Here is a 20,529-nt window from a genome sequence, read left to right on the forward strand (position 1 = left end):
AAAGGGCGTAAACGGACAACGTAATATACAGGAAAATAGTTTGCTTTCCCGTGTGTACAGCGCAAAACTCCCCAAACAGGAAAAGACCTGACAGATGCCAGGCCTATTCCCGGGGGAGAATGTGATTCCCTAAGCAGGGTTATTTCACTTCAACTTCTGCTCCGGCTTCTTCCAGTTGCTTGCGCAGCGCTTCCGCTTCGTCTTTCGCAACACCTTCTTTCACTGGTTTTGGAGCTGTGTCAACCAATTCCTTGGCTTCTTTCAGGCCCAGACCCGTCAGGTCTTTCACCAATTTCACAACGGCCAGTTTGCTGGCGCCTGCTGCTTTCAGGATCACGTCAAAAGACGTTTTCTCAGGAGCGGCTGCAACTTCTTCACCGCCACCACCACCGGCTACCATAACGGGAGCTGCTGCTGCTGGTTCGATGCCGTATTCATCTTTCAGAATAGCAGCCAGTTCGTTAACTTCTTTTACCGTCAGGTTGACAAGCTGCTCCGCGAACGCTTTCAAATCTGCCATTTTCGTATTCTTGATTAGATTGTTACAAAATTGATTAAAAATATCCACGGCCTTTAATCCGTGTTTTACTAGTCTGTACGCTCACGGACCGACGTCCGTGGGTACATGGCGTCAGGCGGCTTCGCGCTCCGACAGTGTTTTGAGGATACCGGCCAGTTTGTTGCCACCACTCTGCAGACCAGAAATAACATTCTTGGCAGGTGATTGCAGCAAGGCGATAACGTCGCCAATGAGTTCGTTCTTGGTTTTCAGCGTCAACAGCGTCTCCAACTGGTCGTGACCAATGAACAGACTGTAATCAACCGAAGCGCCTTTCAGTTTCAGCTTATCATTACCGGCTTCTTTGCGGTATTGTTTGATCAGCTTGGCCGGAACTTTACCCGATTCAGCGTGGAACATAACGCCGGAGAATCCCGCCAATACCGTTCCGTCGAAGGAGGTATAATCGGTATCCAGTGTTTCCAATGCTTTTCTGATCAGCGTGTTCTTGATAACCCGGTATTCGATACCCTGGTCGAAACACATCCGACGCAGTTTGTTTACTTCGGCAACCGACATGCCACTGGCATCGGTGATATAGAAGTAGGGAACCGTCTTGAACTTCTCGCTCAGTTCCTCAATAATCGCTCCTTTTTCTTCCCGTGTCATGTTACAGTCCTGATACCGTCGTTTTATCAATTACTACACTCGGACTCATCGTGCTTGACAAATGAATCGTTCTTACATACGTACCTTTTGAGGACGAAGGCTTCAGGCGCAGCAGGGTTGCAATAATTTCCTGTGCGTTTTCGGCCAGTTTGTCCGGGTCGAACGACACTTTACCAATACCGGCGTGAATGATCCCGAATTTATCAACTTTGAAGTCGATTTTACCGGCTTTCACTTCACGAACGGCCTTGCCTACTTCCGGCGTTACCGTACCCGATTTCGGGTTTGGCATCAATCCGCGCGGTCCCAGAACCCGGCCCAGTTTACCAACTTTAGCCATTACATTCGGCATCGTGATGATCACATCGACGTCCGTCCAGCCTTGTTCGATTTTGGTAATGTATTCGTCTAACCCAACGAAATCAGCACCGGCTTCTTTCGCTTCGGCTTCTTTATCCGGTGTGCACAATACCAACACCCGAACGGTTTTACCCGTACCGTGTGGCAGTGTAGCAACACCCCGTACCATTTGATCGGCTTTCCGGGGGTCAACGCCCAAACGAACGTCGATGTCCACCGAAGCGTCAAACTTCGTATACGAGATTGTCTTTAAAATCTCGGCAGCCTGCGCCAATGAGTACTCTTTCGCAGCTTCGTATTTGCTCAGAGCATCCTTTTGTTTTTTAGTCAATTTTCCCATTATCTTCTCTGAATTTGACTGCTGAAATTAATTGTCCCAGGGAGCTTTCCCCGATACCGTGATGCCCATACTCCGGGCGGTACCGGCAATCATCTTCATCGCTGATTCGATGGTAAAGGCGTTCAGATCCGGCATTTTCGTTTCGGCAATCTGCCGAACTTGATCCCAGGTTACTGAGCCAACTTTGTTCCGGTTCGGTTGAGCCGATGCGGTTTTTACTTTGGCGGCCTCCATCAACAGGATGGGTGCAGGCGGTGTTTTGATGACAAATTCAAACGATTTGTCTTTGTAGTACGTGATCAGTACCGGGAGAATCATACCCGCCTTGTCCTGCGTCCGTCCGTTGAACTGCTTGCAGAATTCCATGATGTTCAAACCCTTGGAACCCAACGCTGGTCCGATCGGAGGAGAGGGGTTGGCAGCACCACCCTTCACCTGCAATTTCACGTAGCCAACTACTTCTTTTGCCATTGCTTCTGGTTTGTTACGCTAAGCCCTGCGAATGACTGGGCCGTCCAGTGGGAAGCATACGACGGCGTTGTCTCGGGCATAGCCAGTTAATTTTCCTTTTCTACTTGTGCGTAACTCAGCTCTACAGGGGTATTTCTACCGAAAATTTTGACCACAACATTCAGTTTCTTCCGTTCGTCGAACACTTCTTCGACGGTTCCGATAAAGCCACTGAAGGGGCCATCCACCACTTTCACCGATTCGCCTTTCAGGAACGAAACCGTTGGGGTTGTCACTTCCTGAGTAATCTCATCGACTTTCCCCAAAATACGGTTTACTTCGGCCTGCCGCAACGGTACCGGTATTTTGGTCGGGCCGTTGGCGTTTCCCAGAAAACCCAGTACACCGGGCATACTGGTGATTAAGTGCGAGACTTCCCCATTGGAGAGATCGGCGGAAATCAAAATATAGCCCGGAAAGAACGTTTTCTCACGAACCCGCTTTTTTCCGTTCCGCATTTCGTAAACTTTCTCGGAAGGAATCAGAATCTGTGGAACAAAGTCACCCAAACCTTGTCTGGTAATTTCGTTTTCCAGATAAGACTTGACTTTCTTTTCCTGACCAGAAATGGCCCGGACGACATACCATTTGATTCCGCTTTCCATCGTGAATTCGTTACGATTTGTAATTGTTACTGAATGATTACCAACTCCGAATCACACAGAGACAATTATGACCTGGCATCAAAACGACTGATAAAAAAGATTCAGCGCGTTCTCAAACAAAAAATCGATGCCTCCTACCAGCAGTGCAAAAATCAGCGATGCAATCAATACCAGCGTTGAACTGGATTGGAGATCGCCAAACTTTGGCCATGTAACATTATGCTGAACCTCCTCCCAGGAGTCTTTCAGAAATGAGGTAACCTTGTCCATCTGTGATGTGATTGGCACGGGTGGAGAGATTCGAACTCCCATCAACGGTTTTGGAGACCGCTATTCTACCCTTGAACTACACCCGTGTTTAGTTAGAAGAAAGAAAAAAAATCGGACCGCTGATGCGGAAATAAGACAAAAGATGCGTAATCGACTCTTTTATCCTATCTCTTTTCTCTTCGTTTCTGTTGCCCGCCGAAACGGACTGCAAAGTTACTAAATATTCACAAAAAACAAGTGCATTCCCCGAAAGAAATGCACTTGCTCTGTTAACGACGTTACTTTAGTCGAGGATTTCAGTTACCTGACCTGCACCAACCGTCCGGCCCCCTTCGCGAATAGCGAAACGAAGACCTTTCTCCATGGCGATCTTGTTGATCAGTTGCACTTCAATCGTGATGTTATCACCGGGCATAACCATCTCGACGTTCGCAGGCAGGGAGATCTCTCCCGTTACGTCCGTGGTACGGAAGTAGAACTGCGGACGGTATTTGTTAAAGAATGGCGTGTGACGACCACCTTCTTCTTTCGACAGAACGTAAACCTCTGCTTTGAATTTAGCGTGCGGTTTTACTGAACCGGGCTTGCAAATAACCATACCACGACGGATATCGGTTTTTTCAATACCCCGCAACAGCAGACCTACGTTGTCACCGGCTTCGCCACGGTCCAGAATTTTCCGGAACATTTCAACCCCTGTAACAACTGATTTCAGGTTTTCAGCACCCATACCCAGAATTTCAACCTGCTCGCCAGAGTTGATAATTCCGCGTTCGATCCGACCCGTAGCAACCGTACCACGACCCGTGATGGAGAACACGTCTTCTACCGGCATCAAGAACGGAAGTTCCGTCTGACGCGGAGGCAGTGGGATGTAGCTATCGACATTGGCCATCAGATCTTCGATGGTTGCTACCCATTTGGCGTCGCCGTTCAGACCACCCAAAGCAGAACCCTGGATCACCGGAATGTTGTCACCATCGTATTCATAGAAGCTCAGCAGTTCGCGGATTTCCATTTCAACGAGTTCCAGAAGTTCCGGATCGTCGACCATATCCACTTTGTTCATGAAAACAACCAGCTGAGGTACACCTACCTGACGAGCCAGCAGAATGTGCTCACGCGTCTGGGGCATTGGGCCGTCTGTAGCAGCCACAACCAGAATGGCACCGTCCATCTGAGCAGCACCCGTAACCATGTTTTTCACATAGTCAGCGTGGCCTGGGCAGTCAACGTGCGCATAGTGACGGTTTACCGTCTGATATTCTACGTGCGAGGTATTGATCGTAATACCACGCTCTCTTTCTTCCGGAGCATTGTCGATGGACGAGAAGTCGCGTTTTTCGGCCAAACCTTTTTCTGACAACACTTTCGTGATGGCAGCGGTCAGGGTCGTTTTACCGTGGTCAACGTGACCAATCGTACCAATATTGACGTGCGGCTTGGAACGGTCAAAATTTTCTTTAGCCATTGTTGGAAAAGCTTAAATTGAACTGGTTATTATAATTGATTGAAATTTGCCGTTTCTGAGCCGTTGAGGGGATTTGAACCCCTGACCTCTTCCTTACCAAGGAAGTGCTCTACCACTGAGCTACAACGGCTTTTATGTACTCGTATACTAAGAAAAATGAATAATGCAGAATGAAAATGATTGACTCGTCACGTTCATTATACACTATTCATTATCTGGAGCGGGAGACGGGGCTCGAACCCGCCACCTGAAGCTTGGAAGGCTACCGCTCTACCAAATGAGCTACTCCCGCTTTTGTCGGTTTTAAGTTTGTGGTTTATCGTTTCTGATCAAAACGATAAATTTAAAACTATAAACTAACTACACTTTTACTTTGTGGGGAGTGGAGGATTCGAACCTCCGAAGGCGTACGCCAGCAGATTTACAGTCTGATCCATTTGGCCACTCTGGAAACTCCCCTTTCAGCCCTTAAAAAGTACTTTTTGATGTCATTCAACCAGCACTTCTGCCAATGGAGTTGCAAAATTACATGCTTTTTTTGCTAAGTCAACTATTCACTTAAAATAAATTTAGTTCAGTCGATAGAGAGGCAATTAAAAACCGCCCCTGACGTAAGCAGAGGGCGGTTTCTACGGCAGAAGAAATATTATAAACCGATCCCAAAACTCAATGAACGAACATTTGGACCTTTGTCGGCAACGAACAAGGGGTTCAGATCATACTTGATAAAAAAGTTAGTGCGGGCAATCCCGATGTGTGCAATCAGACCGTAGCGGAAATCATTCAGGTAGAAGTTTGAGTGCTGACGATCTTTCTTGCTATCCAGCTCTTTTACTTTCGTATAGCTATCCACCCGATACCCCGCATACCCGCCGAAGCCCAGATGCCCCAGCTTACGGCCACTGCTGTTGTAGAAGCTCAATCGGGGTACTACCGGCAAATTCACCGAGCAAACCGTTAATTTGCTTTTCTTCAATTCCCGCCCGGCCTCCGCAAACACAACGCCATTGGGTCCTTTCTGGGCAATTACGTCGTTGTCGAACATGTAATTATTCCACGACACCTCCAGACCATAAAAGAGCTTGAACGAAACGTGTTGGCTCCGGGCCAGCGTTGGTGCCTGACTTAATGCCAGGCTGATGTAACGCGATCCCAGGGGGCGCAGTCGGTAACTTTCGCCAGGATAACCGGCGGTAGGACTTTTCTCAATCAGACTATTCAAGCCAATACCACCGCCTTCGGCTCCGATGTCCCAGTTGTCTTTTTTCCGACGCCGGCTGTGGTTGCGACTGGACCAATCCGAATCATTGTCATTATCAGAACGATTGGACGGCCTTCCTTCCGACTCTTTAATGGTCACCTGAACTTCGCCATCTCTCCGCGTTACAACCAATACCGTATCCTGCAAATACCGCTGCACCCGGTTTTCATCAATCACAATGAACGTTTCTCCCGCTTTGGCCGAATCCAGTTTCAGACCCATATCCCGGATAATTTTATTGATGTCATAATTGGACAACTGCCGGATTCCTTCCTTATCATTGGAATGGATCACCAAACGGGTTTTATTGCCGAATAAAATAACGAGCGAATCGGCTTTCAGACTTTCGGGAGCGGCCCACGCCAGGCTTCCGAACAGCATCAGGAGGGTGGTGACTACGTATTTCATGGTCCTATTTGTTGTTTGAATTTTTCTTGAATGCGTTGTAGCGCAGGTTTTCGTAGGAATTCGATATTTTTTCTTTTCCTTCCTGCACACGTTCCGATGCCCGCGCCAGCAGAGCGCCCGGCTGAACCCCAACTTCTTCCCACTCAACGGACTCGCCGGCTTTCAGCTTATTGAACTGGCGCAGAACCCGGCCCAGCCGGAAGCGCTTTTTCTTCGGTTGATCGTCGTTGCTTTCGGCAAATCCGGATGTTTCCGACTCCGCCGACGCAGCTAAAGACGTTGCTGCAAGTTCCGGAGCGGCAATCTGTACGACCAAGGTCCGTTCGGTCTGCTTCGGTTTCACTTCGGCGACGACCGTTTCCGGTTTCCGAGCTTCTTCCAACAAACCGGGTGTTGCAACTGGCTCAATCACGGATGGTTCTTCACGCGCCGGTTGTACGGTTTTAGCGGGTTGGCGATGCGCTACGGTTTGGGCATTTTGTCGGGAATCGATCGGTTTTTCGTAAGCAACTACCGGCTCCTCAGCGTGCTGTACCTCTTCCGTCTTCCGTTCCGCAGCCGGTGTGTGAGTTTGAGAAGGTACGGACTTCTTATGGGATCGTTGCGCAATCGGGTTGGTTGAAAAACCGGTTTTCCCGGTTTCATTTCCTGACCATAGCCACCACGATGCCAACAGGATTACCGCAACACTGGCTGCCGACGCATACCACCAGATGAAGGGCGATTTACGCTCCTCCTTCTCGTTCATCCGGCGTTGTAATTCGTCCCACGAAGCCCGTTGCGGTTTTACTCCGTGATCCCTTAGCTGGTTGGCGAACAGATCGTCAATAGGATGTTGGCTCATAACTTATTGATTTTTTTTTTACGTCCAACTGCATCAGCAACCGTTGCAGGAGAGCCCGCGCGCGGTGCAGTTGCGATTTGGAGGTACTTTCGGTTATTCCTAATGATTCGGCTATTTCAGCGTGACTGTATCCTTCAATTGCGTACAGGTTGAATACCGTTTTGTAACCTGCGGGCAATTGGTCGAGCAGATTCATTAAATCTTCCGCAATCAAATCCTGATCGGCAAATGTCGTGTCTGCCTCCGGCAGTGTATCTTCCAGCGCTATTTCGGCCCGCCATTGTTTGTTCTTCCGCAGATACATTAGCGATTCATTCACCATGATCCGCCGAATCCAGCCTTCAAAGCTTCCTTCGCTTTTGTACTGCCCGATTTTTTCAAAAACCCGCATAAAACCGTCCATCAGGATTTCCTCCGCTTCGTAGCGGTTAGAGACATACCGGACGCAGATTGTCAGCATTTTCGACGAATACCGCTCAAACAATGCCTTCTGCGCCCGGCCGTCGGCCCGTTGCAGTGCAGTGATCATCTGCGCTTCCGTTGAATATCCGAGTAATCGTCGAATCATGCAGGTTAAAAATCGTTTTCAGAAACAAGATGCAAACCGGGTCGGTCGAGGTTGCATGGTGGGTTGAAATTATTCAAAAAATAAGCCCGGTCCTGCAGGACCGGGCTTGAAATGTCTTAAAATTCGGATGTTTTATCCGGCTCATACTGAATCCCCGAGACGAAATGAAGCCAGACGATGCGGGAAATCCGGAAATTGACGGGGGTAATTAAAACTAGTGCCGGGCAGATGAGCAGCGCATAGGTCCAACCACCTGGATCATTCAATCCGTAGAAAATTAAAAAACCGAGCACCAGAGCCACACCGGCTGACAGAACGTAACTGACAAACATGGCACCCCAGAAGTAACCGGGTTCAATTTCGTACCTTATGCCGCAGTGCGGACAGTGTTTGTACATTTCATCAAATCGCCGGAGTTCATAAACCGGGTACTTGAAAATCGCTCCCTGTCTACACCTAGGACATAGCCCCTTTGACACGGCTTGCAATTGCGAGACGTTTGCCATGTTCTTTTTTACTGGTTCTTAACCAAAGAAAAATAATGATTGCTACCAGCAAATAGGGCGTTACCAGCAAGTAGAGAATACCGGTATTCAATCCAACAGCGACATGGTTACGTCCGTTGCTCATGGTGCTTTCTACCGTTCCCCGGCACATGGCACATTGAGCAAACGTGTCGGTGAAAGTAAGCAGGTAAAGTACGACAATGGCCAAAAAGCTTTTCCAGATTTTCATAGCCCGATGGATTAATGATTGTAATAGGGAGCAATTAACCAATAAACGACCACACCGGTAATACTGACATATAACCAGATGGGATACGCCCACTTCACGGTCGCCTTGTGTTTGGCTATCTGGCCACTCAAGGCAAAATAAACCGCCCGCAGCACGAACCACACTACGACAATCGATAAACTAATGTGACTGATCAACAAAAAATAGTAGACCGGCCGAATCCAGCCCTGCCCGCCAAACGGCGTCGACTCGTTCGACAGGTGGTATAAAACGTAACTCAGAAGAAAAATAAAACCCAGCGCAAAGGCGGTAAGCATTGTTGTGCGGTGAGCCGCTCTATTTTTCTGTTTGATGAAGTACAAGCCCATCAGCAATAAAATTGCCGTCACCGAATTAATAACCGCATTGATGTGTGGCAAATAGGTGGTCCAATCGCCCAGATCGACTTTCTGACGAATTCCCAACAGAACCGCCACTACCAGCGGAATGACAATCGCCAGAATATTAATCAGCCGGCTGTATTTTTTACTTTGTTCAATTTGCAAGGTTACCATACCTGAATCGGCCTGTTATTTTGCGTAAATATCTAGTAGAACTCTGATTTCCAGCACCAAACGATCAACGTCGGTTTTGTCGGTTCCATTGTAAAACCCCCGGATGTGTCCTTCGTGGTCTACCAATACCAACCCCTCATAAAGCGTAAAAGTTTCGTGTTTACGGCCCGTCATCGGGCGTTGTTTGATCCGGTAATATTGTTCGCCAATAAAGGTGGTTTCCAGGGTATCCGGTTTAGCGATAAGCCATCGATCGGGCTGCACTTCAAACGATTTTACAACCTGCCTTGCGGCCGAATCCGTGTCGACAAAAGAGACCAGAGTTACGTTCGGGTTTTGGGTAAAAATGTCCTGTACCCGATTCAATTGACCGGCCACCCGGGCACAGGTTGTATCGCAGTTTAGACCAAAGAAGGAAGCAACGTACACGTTACCTTTTAAGGCCGCCGTAGAAAACGGTTTTTTATCCGGTAATGCACCTGTGATCTGGGGAATGGTGTAGAAAACGGTATCCCGGGTTTCTCCGCTCCAACCAGACTTGGCGGCAGGCCGGGTTTCTATCTTCCCGGTTTTGGCGTCGATAACCGGAAAAAAGGTCTGGAGCGTGAACTGGTTCTGACCGAAGAGCTTGAGGAAGATAAAAACAAAAGCCGGAACCACCAACAGGAGCAGGAGGATTCCGGCTTTTATAATGCGCGCCATATTATCTTGCGATGAAAACGAAGCCTCCCTCCATCAGCAAGGCAAGCAGCAACCAAACTACAAAGATACAGGGCAACACGATGGCCCAGATCAGTGATTTCACTTCGTGCTTTAAGTGCATGAATTCACCAACAATGTAGAAGGCTTTCACAATGGTCATTAAGACGAAAATCGACGTTTTGAGAAAACCGTGGTGTAATGTAAAAGCAATCAGGAATTCAAACGCCGTCAGAACGGAAAGAATAACGAAGGTTTTCCAGATTGCTTTGGTTTGTGGCTCGGCAATAACGCCGGATTCCGTATCGTGGTGATGTGAGCTATGATCTGCCATAATTGTATCTCCAAAAAAATTAAACCAGGTAGAAGAACGTAAAGACGAATACCCAAACCAGGTCGACAAAGTGCCAGTACAGCCCTACTTTTTCAACCATTTCATAATGGCCGCGACGCTGATACAAGCCAAAGGAAGTCCGGTAGAAAATCAGGATATTCAAGACAACGCCACTCAACACGTGGGTACCGTGAAATCCGGTGATAAAGAAGAACAGATCCGCAAAAGCCGGAGGACCGTATTGGTTTTCGGTGAGATTAGCACCAAAAATAGTGCGTTCAATCCACTGGCCATTCACCAACTCCCTGATCACGGTTCCCTCATCGGTTCCGTGAATAAAGTGAGTCCATTCCCAGGCCTGACTGCCTAAGAAAGTCAACCCACCCAGAATAGTCCAGAGCATATATTTCTCGACGGCGGCTTTGTCCATCCGGTGACCGGCTTCAACGGCCAGAACCATTGTAACCGATGAGAAAATAAGGATAAAGGTCATGATACCGACAAACACCAGCGGCAACTGAACACCATGCAAAAAGGGCACAGATTCATACACCCGCTCCGGGATTGGCCAGTAGAGATTTGAAAAATGATACTCTCCAAATATGGCCGGATCATAGGCCTGGTAACTGAAACGGATAAACCCGTAGGTTACCAGTAATGCAGAAAAGGTGAAGGTATCGGAAATCAGGAAGAACCACATCATGAGCTTACCGTAGCTCACTCTCATCGGTTCTACCCCACCCATCCAGGTCTTCTTGTCGAACACCGGTGCCTCGGTTGTTGCAGTAGCAGCCATGCTTTACGGAAATTGAATCAATTAAAATACAATAAAAAGCCAAACAAATAGACCCACAAGATATCTAAAAAATGCCAGTAGGTCATACAAACTTCAATCTGAGTCAGGTTTTTAGCATGAATTTTCAACTGAAAAGCCGCCCGCAGTGCATATAAAAGCACAATCAGACCGCTGACCAGGTGAAAAGCGTGAAGCCCGGTAAAAACGTACATAAATGAGCCGGATGGATTACCGACAAAATACACGTTTTGAGCTACCAGATCTTTCCAACCTATAAATTGCATTACTAAAAACGCCAGCCCAAACGCAAAAGTAATAGAAATTGCTGTTCTCAATACCCCAAAATCATCTTTTTTTGCCGCCCGGTAGGCCCAATGCATCGATACGCTACTGATGAGCAATACCACCGTACTATACATAAAAATAGCCGGCATTTTGAACTCCAACCAGTTTCCCTCTGCCCGACGAACCAGATAAGCACTCGTCATAGCTGCAAACAACATCACAATACTGACCACGAACATCCAGACAATGAACTTTTTGGGGTTCATTGATAGGGTTTCTTCGGGCTCCTCAACCATCGGCAAGATTTTAATCGTTTCGCTCATAGTCTGTTACAATTTGTCTAACAAAAAGGCGATTTGAAGAATCGGCAAATACAGAAATGATCCAAACATGATCTGTAAAGCTGCCTTATCCGTTCGCTTTCTCATTAAGTAAAACGTCTGAGTCAGAAATAGAATTCCACACACCATGGCAACGATTGCCGAGTTGATACCGGTCATGCCTAATTCGTAAGGCAGCCAGCCAACCGGTAACAGAAAAAGGGTGTAAATCATGATTTGCAAAGCGGTTTTTTCATCCTTACCACCCGTCGATGGCAGCAATTTGAAACCGGCTTTGGTATAATCGGTATCGGCAACCCAAGCAATAGCCCAGAAATGAGGGAATTGCCAGAAAAACTGAATAGCAAACAGAATACCGGGTTCGAGACCATAGTGATTGGTGGCCGCAACCCAGCCAATCATGGGGGGAAATGCTCCCGGTAAGGCGCCAACAAAAACCGCAATTGGCCCAACACGCTTCAAGGGTGTATACACAAATCCGTAGAGCAGCAAAGAAAGAACGGAAAGCGCACAGGACCGGAGGTTGAAAAATACAATGAACAGAAAACAGGCAACAATGAACAGGGCAAATGCATAAATGGCTGCTTCCTGAACCGTTAACCGACCGGTCGGCAAAGGCCGCCCCGCCGTTCGTTTCATCAATTTATCGTATTCCTTCTCAATAATCTGGTTGATGATGTTTGCTGAACCGGTCATAGCCAGCGACGCAATAAACAATAAACCCAGCTTTAACCAGTCGATCCGGCTAACAGCCAGGCTGTAACCGAACATGCCCGACAAGGCGACAAAAACCGATAGCCGGAACTTCAGCAAATCGAAGTACGCTTTACCTTTTAATGCAAACGCACTGATACCAATGGTTTTGGTTTGTTGCATTCTATAGTTTTGAATAATGAGGCTGTTGAACAGCCCGATTTTTTAACAATTGGTCGGCATTCAGCATCAGCATCGCCGTAAATTGTATTCCTAATATCACAATGGCCAGCGTCAGGTGAATGGGTTGGGCCGCGGCTGGAACCGCAAAATACGCCATCACGACGCCCGTTAAAATCTCGATCAGAACCAAGGCCAGTAAAGCGGTGGTCAGTTGAGAAAGCAGTCCTTTGGTGGTGGTATTTTTCCGCAACTGGTAAATAACGGCCAGATGGAATACCAGAATAATCAAAGAGAATGACCGGTGAACGTAAAAGCGAAAATCCAAGCTGTCAATCCACCGATACCGCTCGCTGTAGCCAATTCGCTGAATGACTTCGTCAATAGACTCCCGCACCTGCGTTCCGATCAACACCTGAACCACCGAAAAAATCATCGCCCAAAACAGGATCCGGTTAACACTGGCTTTGTTCGTAACAATGGTTTCAACAGCGACCCGGCCGGTATACGAAATAGCCATTACATAAAGAAGGGCAAATACAACCAGAATTGCCAACAACATATGCAAGGTTACCAGATACGGGGCTAATTCCGTTGCCACCACGCGCGAACCCAGCCAGCCGTTCAGGCCAATCAGTATGAACGAAATGAGGCTGCCGTAAAAAAACCGCTGGTCTTTTTGAAGGTAAGGAATCGAAACAACGAGCAGGGCAAAAACCGATAGACCAGCAAAAGCACCCAACAGGCGATTAACGTACTCGATCCAGGTCTTAACCGCATTGAACTCAACTTCTCCTTTCAGTTTTGCGCCGTAGATTTCCTGATAATTTGAAGGCAGTTGAGAAACTTCCGTTGGCGGCACCCATCGTCCAAAACACCTCGGCCAATCGGGACAGCCCATTCCGGAGCCGGTACTTCTGACAATCCCACCTGCAAGAATCAGCAGGTAAATGAAAATAACTGTCAGAAGGGCCAGGCGCCGGAACAGGTGTTCACGTTGATTAGTGAGGCTGTTTGAACTGGTCATTATAGTTCTGTGCCTCAATCTCTTTCTCGATGGCAATCAGTGCATTTTCATGCGGCAGATTGGACTCCGGCGTTTGGGAGTAAGGTACATTTTGGGGGATGAAATCATCAGTCGCACCCGGTTTGCTGTAATCATAAGCCCAGCGATATACCGGTGGGATTTCGCCCGGCCAGTTGCCGTGTCCCGGATGCAGCGGAGTAGTCCATTCCAGCGTATTCGATCTCCACGGATTCAGCGAAGCTTTTCTGCCTTTAAAAATGCTGTAAAAGAAGTTGAAGAGGAAGATGAACTGAGCTGTAAAGGTGAAAATAGCTGCGATACTCACAAACATGTTCAGATCACCGAACGTCCGGAATGCTTCGTAGGTAGTGAATGAATAATACCGACGCGGGAAACCGGCAATACCAATGTAGTGCATCGGGAAGAATACCAGATAAATACCGACAAAGGTGAGCCAGAAGTGAATATGTCCCAGAGTAGAATTCATCATTCTACCGAAGAATTTCGGGAACCAGTGGTAAACCCCGGCCAGGAATCCGAAAGCCGATGCAGCCCCCATAACCAGGTGGAAGTGGGCAACGACAAAGTAGGTATCGTGCAGCTGAATATCCAACGCGCTGTTTCCCAGAATAATACCTGTTAAACCGCCCGAGATAAAGAAAGATACCAGGCCAATCGAGAATAGCATGGCAGGTGTAAACACAATGTTACCGCGCCACAGCGTCGTAATGTAATTGAACGCTTTTACCGCCGATGGAACGGCAATGATCAGCGTCAGGAACATAAAGATTGATCCCAGGAATGGGTTCATCCCCGTTACAAACATGTGGTGAGCCCACACAATGAACGCCAGGAACGCAATACCGATCATGGAGGCAATCATGGCCCGATACCCGAAGATGGGTTTACGGGAGTTCGTAGCGATAATTTCGGAGGTGATCCCCAGCGCCGGGAGCAATACGATGTATACTTCCGGGTGGCCCAGGAACCAGAATAAATGCTGGAACAGAATCGGGCTACCACCGATGTTCGGCAACGCTTCTCCGCCAATGTAAATTTCTGACAGGTAAAAACTGGTTCCCATACTCCGGTCGAAGATCAACAGCAGAGCTGCTGACAATAATACCGGGAAAGAAATCAAACCCAGAATAGCCGTCAGCAGAAAAGCCCAGATGGTCAATGGCATTTTACTGAACGACATACCCCGCGTCCGCAGGTTAATGACGGTCGTAATGTAGTTGATACCGCCCAGCAATTGAGAGACAATGAAAATGGCCATACTCATCAACCAGAGAGTCATCCCCAAACCAGAGCCGGACATGGCTTGTGGCAAAGCGCTCAGGGGCGGATAAATTACCCAACCGCCGGAGGCTGGTCCTGTTTCGATAAACAGCGACGAAAACATCAGAACGCTGGAGATGAAGAAAAACCAGTAAGAAAGCATGTTCAGGAAACCGGATGCCATATCGCGGGCACCAACCTGCAGGGGAATCAGGAAGTTACTGAATGTACCACTCAATCCGGCCGTTAACACAAAGAAAACCATGATGGTACCGTGCATGGTAACCATCGCCAGATAGAATTCCTTATCAAGCTTTCCGGATTCGTCGATCCATCCGCCAAGAATGGGGCGAAGCCATTCGAGGGTCATGTTCGGGAAGCCCAATTGCAGACGGAACAGCACGGAAAGCGATGCTCCAATAATGGCCCAGAAAATACCTGAGAACATATATTGTTTTGCAATCGTCTTGTGGTCTTCCGAGAATACATATTTCCTTAAGAAACTTAGCTCCTCGTGATGGTCATGTTCTTCAACATGAACCGCCGATGATGCTGCATTCGTTTCAACGGTTGCCATAGTATCAGATTTATAAAGTCGTAGGTTAATTAGTTAGCGCAACGATGCACTGGTAGTTGCTCCGGCTCCTTCAGCAGGTGCTGCTGTGCTGTCCGCTGGGGTTTCAGCCGGAGTTGCCGGTATATATTTTGCCGCTTTTGCTTTCAGTTTTTCCGGTACACGTGCCAGATAATCCGGGTTTTTGGTCAGCCACGGTTTCTGTTCAGCCATCCATTTGTTGTAGGCATCTTCGTCTTCAACAACTAGTGTTGTTCTCATCGAAAAGTGCCCCTGGCCACACACTTCCGTACAGGCAATCTCATACTTGAAATTTTGATTACCGGTTTCATTCCGCATCTGTTCCGTTGTTTTATCGGCAATAAACCAGAACCGCGTAGGCATTCCCGGTACCGCATCCATTTTCACCCGCATGTGCGGAATAAAAACGCTGTGGAGTACATCTTTCGCCCGGATTTTGAGCAGAACCGGCCGGTTAACCGGAATGTGCATTTCACTCGATACCGTTACGTCATCGAACGACGTTTCATCTTCCAGGTCGATCCCCAGACTGTTGGCGGCATCGATCAACTTATAGTTGTAATTGCCCAGTTTGTCATTATCAACACCGGGATACCGCATTTCCCAGTTAAACTGCTTACCCACAATTTCAATCGCCAATGCGTTTTCAGGCGCTTCTTTGGTAATATCACGCCATGCCCGCCAGCCGGTAAAGACTAGCAACGCCATAACTATCGCCGGGATAACGGTCCAGATCAACTCAAGTTTGTGATTTTCCGGATAATACGTTGCCCGATGATTTTTCCGGTACTGGTATTTAAAGGCAAAGTAAAACAAGAGTGCATTAGTCACCACAAAAGCAATAGTGATGATGGTCATTGTTAACCAAAACAAGCTATCCGTATGGCGACCGTGCGGTGACGATGCTTCGGGCAGAAAAAACTGTGAAGCATGTATAAATGACCAACCTGCGGCTATCAGCCCTACCACAAAAAACGCCAGGAACAGAAACCCGTTTATCCGGTTATTTACACTTGATCCTATACTTTCCTCGGTTGTTGCGTCAGTGTTAACGCCTTTTAAAACAGAGGTCAATCGCGTCAGTACCAGAATAGCCAGTACGAGAAATACCAACGACAACAGTCCTACAATGTAAACCATAGCAATCTGTGAATGAATTTGAATACAAAAAAGAACCGGTTCTTAAATATCGTGATGCAAAGATTCTTCGAGCATCGGGTGATTTTTAGGAATCAGGTTTGCTTTCGTTAACTGTGCAGATACTGACCATATGAAGGCACAGGCAAAGATCAGAATCATTCCGAACTCAATCGGTCCAAATCCGCCATGCTCTCCCACCGTTCCAGGCATAATATTCGTGTAGAAGTCAAAATAGTGACCGACAAGAATTCCCCAGCAGGCAATTTTCAGAATAATAGGCGTCCGTTTAGCATCCCGTGTCATGAGAACCAGGAAAGGGAAGACGAAACACATGAAGATATTGATGAAAAACGGGGCCTTATAGATACCGCCATACCCACTAAACCGTTCCCGATAGTAAATGGTTTCTTCCGGTAAGTTAGCGTAGTAAATGAGCATAAATTGTGCAAACCATACATAAGCCCAGAAAATACTGAAAGCGAACATAAACTTGCCCAAATCGTGAAAATGGCTGTCATTGACACCTTTCAGATAGCCTTTTTCTTTCAGGCTTACTACTACCAGGGTAATCACGGCTAAGCCCGTTACGTGCCAGCTTGCCAGCGTATACCAGCCAAACATGGTACTGAACCAGTGGGTATCGATCGACATGATCAAATCCCAGGCAGAGGTGGAGGAGGTGACAGCAAAAACAACCAGAAACGCCGTCGAGTACTTGATACTTTTTTCGTAATAGGCTGTTCCACCTTCCAGATCTTCCTGCAAAGAGTATTTACGAACTACTCTCCACAATCCGTACCAGGATACGAAGTAAAAAATCATTCGTCCCAGGAAGAAGGGCGTATTTAAAAAGCCCTTTTTGCCGGCAATAATTGGGTCATATTCCGGGCCACCTACTTCATACAAGCCTTCGTGCGTCCAGTGAAACAGATCATGTCCGGCAACAAAGAAGGTTATCAGCATGATGACACCTGTTACCGGCAGAAAAGCCGGCAAGGCTTCAGGAACGCGTTTGAATACGGCCGACCAGCCGGCCTGCCCCAGGTAGTTATAGGCCAGGAAAAACATGCCTGCTACGGCCGCCCCCGTGAAATAAATACTATTCACCCAAACGTTGGCCCACAAACGGGTAGTCCATTTGTAATGGTGTGCTTCCGTTGCGGCTTCGTGAGCAGCCCCGCCATGCGCAGCAGCTCCGTGAGCCGCTTCAGCATGTTCGTGTCCGCCAATTCCTTTTGCGGCCATGAAAGCACCAATGCCAACCAGTACGACCCCAGCAATAATACCGATGGTCAGTCGGCGTTTGCTTTCGGCTGTAAATTCAAATTGTTCGTCAACAGACGGGATTGAATGTGTATGAGCCATTCCTTTGTGAACTATAATGAGTATTCAATGTACTGTTTAACCGCCGTTTTGCAATTTCTGGACGTAATGCACGATTTTCCAGCGATCCTCGGGTGTAATCTGGGAGCCATGAGGCCACATCCGGTTTCTACCATAGGTGATCACGTGAAAAATATGCCCTTCTTTCATGCCCGACATGGAAGCATAATTAGGAACCCCTTTATATTGGGCTCCTACCAGCCCGTCGCCTTTACCGGTTTCACCGTGGCAGTGTTGACAGAAACGGGTATAGTATTCTTTTCCTTCGGCCAGGGTTTTCTCGTTGAGCGGAATGGGATTTACCAGGGTCCGTTCCGCAATTTCAATACTATCCGAAGGGATGTTGTAAATCATCAGGTTTCTAACCGTGCTATCTCCTTCTCCGAAAGTCGTATTGTAATTACGACGCGAGACGGTTCCTTTTACGGGCAGCCATAAAGCCGTACCATATCTATTATAAGGAGTTTTGAACCCATCAACTTGTTTGTAAGGCTCATAACCGACCGGCTCGTACATATTTGGTGCATACTCGCTACCTGGATTGTCGTGACCCCGCTTGCAGGCGGTTATTGTCAGCATGGCGGCTGCCATCACCAGAAGAGAGCGGTTCAATCGCATAAACTTCATGTGTCGTCAGTCGGATTAAAATTGTTTTACATTTACTTCTGCAGCGCCGGATGCGCGCAAAACCGTTGCAATCTCAGCTTCTGATTGCTTGTTTTTGCTCAAATCGATTGCCATTACAAATTTGTTATCCGTACTGCGTAGATCAAACATCAGCGGTTTCACCGTGGGACCTAAGCCATTGGATACCAGAAACGTACCGACCATGCCAAGCGCCGTAAAAAGTACCGTAAGCTCAAACATAACCGGTATGTAGGCGGGATAAGCATAATGATCTTTCCCCCCAATAATCATAGGCCAGTCATAGCCCATGGTGTAGTACGTCAGGGCAATCATCGTAAGCAGCCCTGATAAACCAAACAGGAAGGCAGCAATACCAATCCGCGTACGTGGGTGGCCTAATGCGACATCAAGCCCGTGAATGGGAAATGGGGAGTAGACTTCGTGAATCCGCACACCCGCGCTTTTAACTTCTGTAACGGCTTTCAGGACGACTTCATCGTCATCATAAACGCCTACCAGAAATTTCGCGCTATCGTTATGTTGAACTGACATTGCTTTTAATGAAATTTTGGTAAATGAGTAACTGGTTGTCCAGGGTAATCAAGCAGGTAATGGAAAAACCCAATTACTCGACGTTTTTATTAAAGGTTGGATTTGTAACGCTTTCGCCCTTTGCAACACCCGATACCGACGTTGGTAGTCTTTCGGATGCTGAGCGGATAATTGCCTTAACTTCAAACATGTTGATAACCGGCAAGAATTTAGCAAATAGCAGGAACAGCGTAAAGAAAAATCCGAATGAGAAAATATAATCACCAATGTCAAACATCGTGGGAGTAAACATGGCCCAGCTTGAAGGCAGGTAATCGCGGTGCAGTGATGTAACAATAATCACAAACCGTTCGAACCACATACCGATGTTTACAATTACGGACAATACGAAGGTCCAGGTAATGCTCCGGCGAATCCGGCGTGACCAGAATAGCTGTGGAGAAATTACATTACAGCTCATCATCATCCAGTAGGCCCACCAATACGGTCCCATCATCCGGTTTAGAAACGCATACCGCTCATACTCGACGCCCGAATACCAAGCGATAAAGAACTCCGTAATATAAGCTACCCCTACGATCGAACCCGTTAGCAGAATGATTTTATTCATGGACTCGATGTGCTCGAACGTAATGTAGTCTTCCAGTTTGAAAACGACCCGCGTAATGAGCATCAGGTTTTGTACCATCGCAAAACCGGAGAAAATAGCACCCGCAACGAAGTAAGGCGGGAAGATGGTCGTGTGCCAGCCCGGAATAACCGACGTGGCAAAGTCCATACTTACAATCGTGTGAACAGATAATACAAGTGGCGTTGAAATACCGGCCAGAATCAAGCTGATGTATTCATACCGTGCCCAGGTTTTGGCACCGCCATTCCAGCCGAGTGAGAAAGCACCATAAATATAGCGCGATACTTTACTCGTTGCCCGGTCGCGGATGGTGGCCAAGTCAGGCACTAACCCCATGTACCAGAAAACCAGTGATACCGTGAAGTACGTGCTGATGGCAAATACGTCCCAGACCAGGGGCGAGTTGAAGTTCACCCACAACGAGCCAAAGGTGTTTGGCAGGGGTAACGCCCAGTAGGCCAGCCAGGGACGGCCCATGTGCATCAGGATAAAACTGGCCGCACAAAGAACGGCGAAGATGGTCATGGCTTCAGCCGCCCGGTTGATCGATGTCCGGTATTTCATCCGGAACAACAACAGAATGGCGGAGATCAGCGTACCGGCGTGACCGATACCCACCCACCACACGAAGTTGGTGATGTCCCAGGCCCAGCCAACGGTTTTATTCAATCCCCAGACGCCCAGACCTTCCCACCAGGTCCAGAAGACGCAACAGGTACCGTAAATCAATACGACAAAAGAAATGACAAAAGCGATCGTCCACGCGCGGGTAGGTTTGCCTTCAACCTGCTTGCAGATGTCTTCCGTCACGTCGGCATATGTCTTGCCCCCGGTTACCAGTGGGGTTCTCACGGGTGATGTAACGTGCATG

General features: G+C 47.8%; 25 protein-coding genes and 4 tRNA genes. All 29 read right to left on the minus strand.

Features of this window, described 5'->3' with window-relative positions; translation table 11 throughout:
• Positions 1–139: 139 nt before the first annotated feature.
• The 29 genes from rplL to nrfD all read right to left on the minus strand — a co-directional run bounded on the left by rplL (position 140) and on the right by nrfD (position 20,528).
• A complete protein-coding gene (rplL, locus tag EHT87_RS26690; RefSeq protein ID WP_114406413.1) occupies positions 140–520 on the minus strand; it encodes a 50S ribosomal protein L7/L12 in 381 nt (126 codons plus the stop codon).
• Between the two features lie 111 nt (positions 521–631).
• Positions 632–1,168, minus strand: a complete 537-nt coding sequence (rplJ, locus tag EHT87_RS26695) for a 50S ribosomal protein L10 (protein ID WP_124909845.1) — start codon at positions 1,166–1,168, stop codon at positions 632–634.
• A gap of 1 nt (position 1,169) precedes the next feature.
• A complete protein-coding gene (gene rplA / locus EHT87_RS26700; protein ID WP_124909846.1) occupies positions 1,170–1,868 on the minus strand; it encodes a 50S ribosomal protein L1 in 699 nt (232 codons plus the stop codon).
• A 27-nt stretch (positions 1,869–1,895) separates the two neighbouring features.
• Positions 1,896–2,339 (minus strand): 50S ribosomal protein L11, encoded by a 444-nt coding sequence (rplK, locus tag EHT87_RS26705; protein WP_124909847.1) that lies wholly within the window; start codon positions 2,337–2,339, stop codon positions 1,896–1,898.
• Positions 2,340–2,425: 86 nt separating this feature from the next.
• Complete coding sequence (gene nusG, locus EHT87_RS26710; RefSeq protein WP_114406417.1) at positions 2,426–2,983, minus strand: transcription termination/antitermination protein NusG; 558 nt, start codon at positions 2,981–2,983, stop codon at positions 2,426–2,428.
• 78 nt (positions 2,984–3,061) lie between these two features.
• Positions 3,062–3,253 carry a preprotein translocase subunit SecE gene (gene secE, locus EHT87_RS26715; protein WP_124910201.1) on the minus strand — a complete coding sequence of 64 codons (192 nt, stop codon included), beginning with the start codon at positions 3,251–3,253 and terminating at the stop codon, positions 3,062–3,064.
• A gap of 12 nt (positions 3,254–3,265) precedes the next feature.
• Positions 3,266–3,339, minus strand: a tRNA-Trp gene (locus tag EHT87_RS26720).
• A gap of 197 nt (positions 3,340–3,536) precedes the next feature.
• Positions 3,537–4,724 (minus strand): elongation factor Tu, encoded by a 1,188-nt coding sequence (gene tuf / locus EHT87_RS26725; protein ID WP_124909848.1) that lies wholly within the window; start codon positions 4,722–4,724, stop codon positions 3,537–3,539.
• A 58-nt stretch (positions 4,725–4,782) separates the two neighbouring features.
• A tRNA-Thr gene (locus EHT87_RS26730) sits at positions 4,783–4,854 on the minus strand.
• An 86-nt stretch (positions 4,855–4,940) separates the two neighbouring features.
• Positions 4,941–5,016, minus strand: a tRNA-Gly gene (locus EHT87_RS26735).
• 84 nt (positions 5,017–5,100) lie between these two features.
• Positions 5,101–5,183, minus strand: a tRNA-Tyr gene (locus EHT87_RS26740).
• Between the two features lie 187 nt (positions 5,184–5,370).
• Positions 5,371–6,393, minus strand: a complete 1,023-nt coding sequence (locus EHT87_RS26745; protein ID WP_124909849.1) for an outer membrane beta-barrel protein — start codon at positions 6,391–6,393, stop codon at positions 5,371–5,373.
• Positions 6,394–6,397: 4 nt separating this feature from the next.
• On the minus strand, positions 6,398–7,237 hold the full coding sequence (locus EHT87_RS26750; RefSeq protein WP_124909850.1) for a hypothetical protein: 840 nt from the start codon (positions 7,235–7,237) through the stop codon (positions 6,398–6,400).
• Positions 7,218–7,805, minus strand: a complete 588-nt coding sequence (locus EHT87_RS26755) for an RNA polymerase sigma factor (RefSeq protein WP_124909851.1) — start codon at positions 7,803–7,805, stop codon at positions 7,218–7,220. Before EHT87_RS26755 ends, EHT87_RS26750 begins: the two co-directional genes overlap by 20 nt.
• Positions 7,806–7,921: 116 nt before the next feature.
• A complete protein-coding gene (locus EHT87_RS26760; RefSeq protein WP_229321382.1) occupies positions 7,922–8,203 on the minus strand; it encodes a DUF983 domain-containing protein in 282 nt (93 codons plus the stop codon).
• A 58-nt stretch (positions 8,204–8,261) separates the two neighbouring features.
• Positions 8,262–8,540, minus strand: a complete 279-nt coding sequence (locus EHT87_RS26765) for a CAMCR motif-containing small membrane protein (RefSeq protein ID WP_124909853.1) — start codon at positions 8,538–8,540, stop codon at positions 8,262–8,264.
• A gap of 11 nt (positions 8,541–8,551) precedes the next feature.
• On the minus strand, positions 8,552–9,094 hold the full coding sequence (locus EHT87_RS26770; RefSeq protein ID WP_124909854.1) for a DUF420 domain-containing protein: 543 nt from the start codon (positions 9,092–9,094) through the stop codon (positions 8,552–8,554).
• A 15-nt stretch (positions 9,095–9,109) separates the two neighbouring features.
• On the minus strand, positions 9,110–9,796 hold the full coding sequence (locus EHT87_RS26775; protein WP_124909855.1) for an SCO family protein: 687 nt from the start codon (positions 9,794–9,796) through the stop codon (positions 9,110–9,112).
• Position 9,797: 1 nt separating this feature from the next.
• Entirely contained in the window at positions 9,798–10,127 is a 330-nt protein-coding gene (locus EHT87_RS26780) for a cytochrome C oxidase subunit IV family protein (protein ID WP_124909856.1), read from the minus strand.
• 19 nt (positions 10,128–10,146) lie between these two features.
• Positions 10,147–10,923, minus strand: a complete 777-nt coding sequence (locus EHT87_RS26785) for a cytochrome c oxidase subunit 3 (protein WP_124909857.1) — start codon at positions 10,921–10,923, stop codon at positions 10,147–10,149.
• Between the two features lie 17 nt (positions 10,924–10,940).
• Positions 10,941–11,531 (minus strand): cytochrome c oxidase subunit 3, encoded by a 591-nt coding sequence (locus EHT87_RS26790; protein WP_124909858.1) that lies wholly within the window; start codon positions 11,529–11,531, stop codon positions 10,941–10,943.
• A 6-nt stretch (positions 11,532–11,537) separates the two neighbouring features.
• Positions 11,538–12,425, minus strand: coding sequence for a heme o synthase (cyoE, locus tag EHT87_RS26795; RefSeq protein ID WP_124909859.1), 888 nt, complete (start codon positions 12,423–12,425; stop codon positions 11,538–11,540).
• Between the two features lies 1 nt (position 12,426).
• Positions 12,427–13,449: a COX15/CtaA family protein gene (locus EHT87_RS26800; RefSeq protein WP_124909860.1), complete on the minus strand. Its 1,023-nt coding sequence runs from the start codon at positions 13,447–13,449 to the stop codon at positions 12,427–12,429.
• Positions 13,424–15,307 (minus strand): cytochrome c oxidase subunit I, encoded by a 1,884-nt coding sequence (locus tag EHT87_RS26805; RefSeq protein WP_124909861.1) that lies wholly within the window; start codon positions 15,305–15,307, stop codon positions 13,424–13,426. Before EHT87_RS26805 ends, EHT87_RS26800 begins: the two co-directional genes overlap by 26 nt.
• Before the next feature lie 33 nt (positions 15,308–15,340).
• Positions 15,341–16,465, minus strand: a complete 1,125-nt coding sequence (gene coxB, locus EHT87_RS26810) for a cytochrome c oxidase subunit II (protein ID WP_124909862.1) — start codon at positions 16,463–16,465, stop codon at positions 15,341–15,343.
• 42 nt (positions 16,466–16,507) lie between these two features.
• Positions 16,508–17,830 (minus strand): quinol:cytochrome C oxidoreductase, encoded by a 1,323-nt coding sequence (locus tag EHT87_RS26815; RefSeq protein WP_124909863.1) that lies wholly within the window; start codon positions 17,828–17,830, stop codon positions 16,508–16,510.
• 36 nt (positions 17,831–17,866) lie between these two features.
• Complete coding sequence (locus tag EHT87_RS26820; protein WP_124909864.1) at positions 17,867–18,475, minus strand: c-type cytochrome; 609 nt, start codon at positions 18,473–18,475, stop codon at positions 17,867–17,869.
• 15 nt (positions 18,476–18,490) lie between these two features.
• Positions 18,491–19,027 carry a DUF3341 domain-containing protein gene (locus tag EHT87_RS26825; RefSeq protein ID WP_124909865.1) on the minus strand — a complete coding sequence of 179 codons (537 nt, stop codon included), beginning with the start codon at positions 19,025–19,027 and terminating at the stop codon, positions 18,491–18,493.
• A 73-nt stretch (positions 19,028–19,100) separates the two neighbouring features.
• Positions 19,101–20,528, minus strand: a complete 1,428-nt coding sequence (gene nrfD, locus EHT87_RS26830) for an NrfD/PsrC family molybdoenzyme membrane anchor subunit (protein ID WP_124909866.1) — start codon at positions 20,526–20,528, stop codon at positions 19,101–19,103.
• Position 20,529 lies beyond the last annotated feature (1 nt).

Source organism: Larkinella knui (assembly GCF_003858645.1).
Taxonomy (GTDB): Bacteria; Bacteroidota; Bacteroidia; order Cytophagales; family Spirosomataceae; genus Larkinella; species Larkinella knui.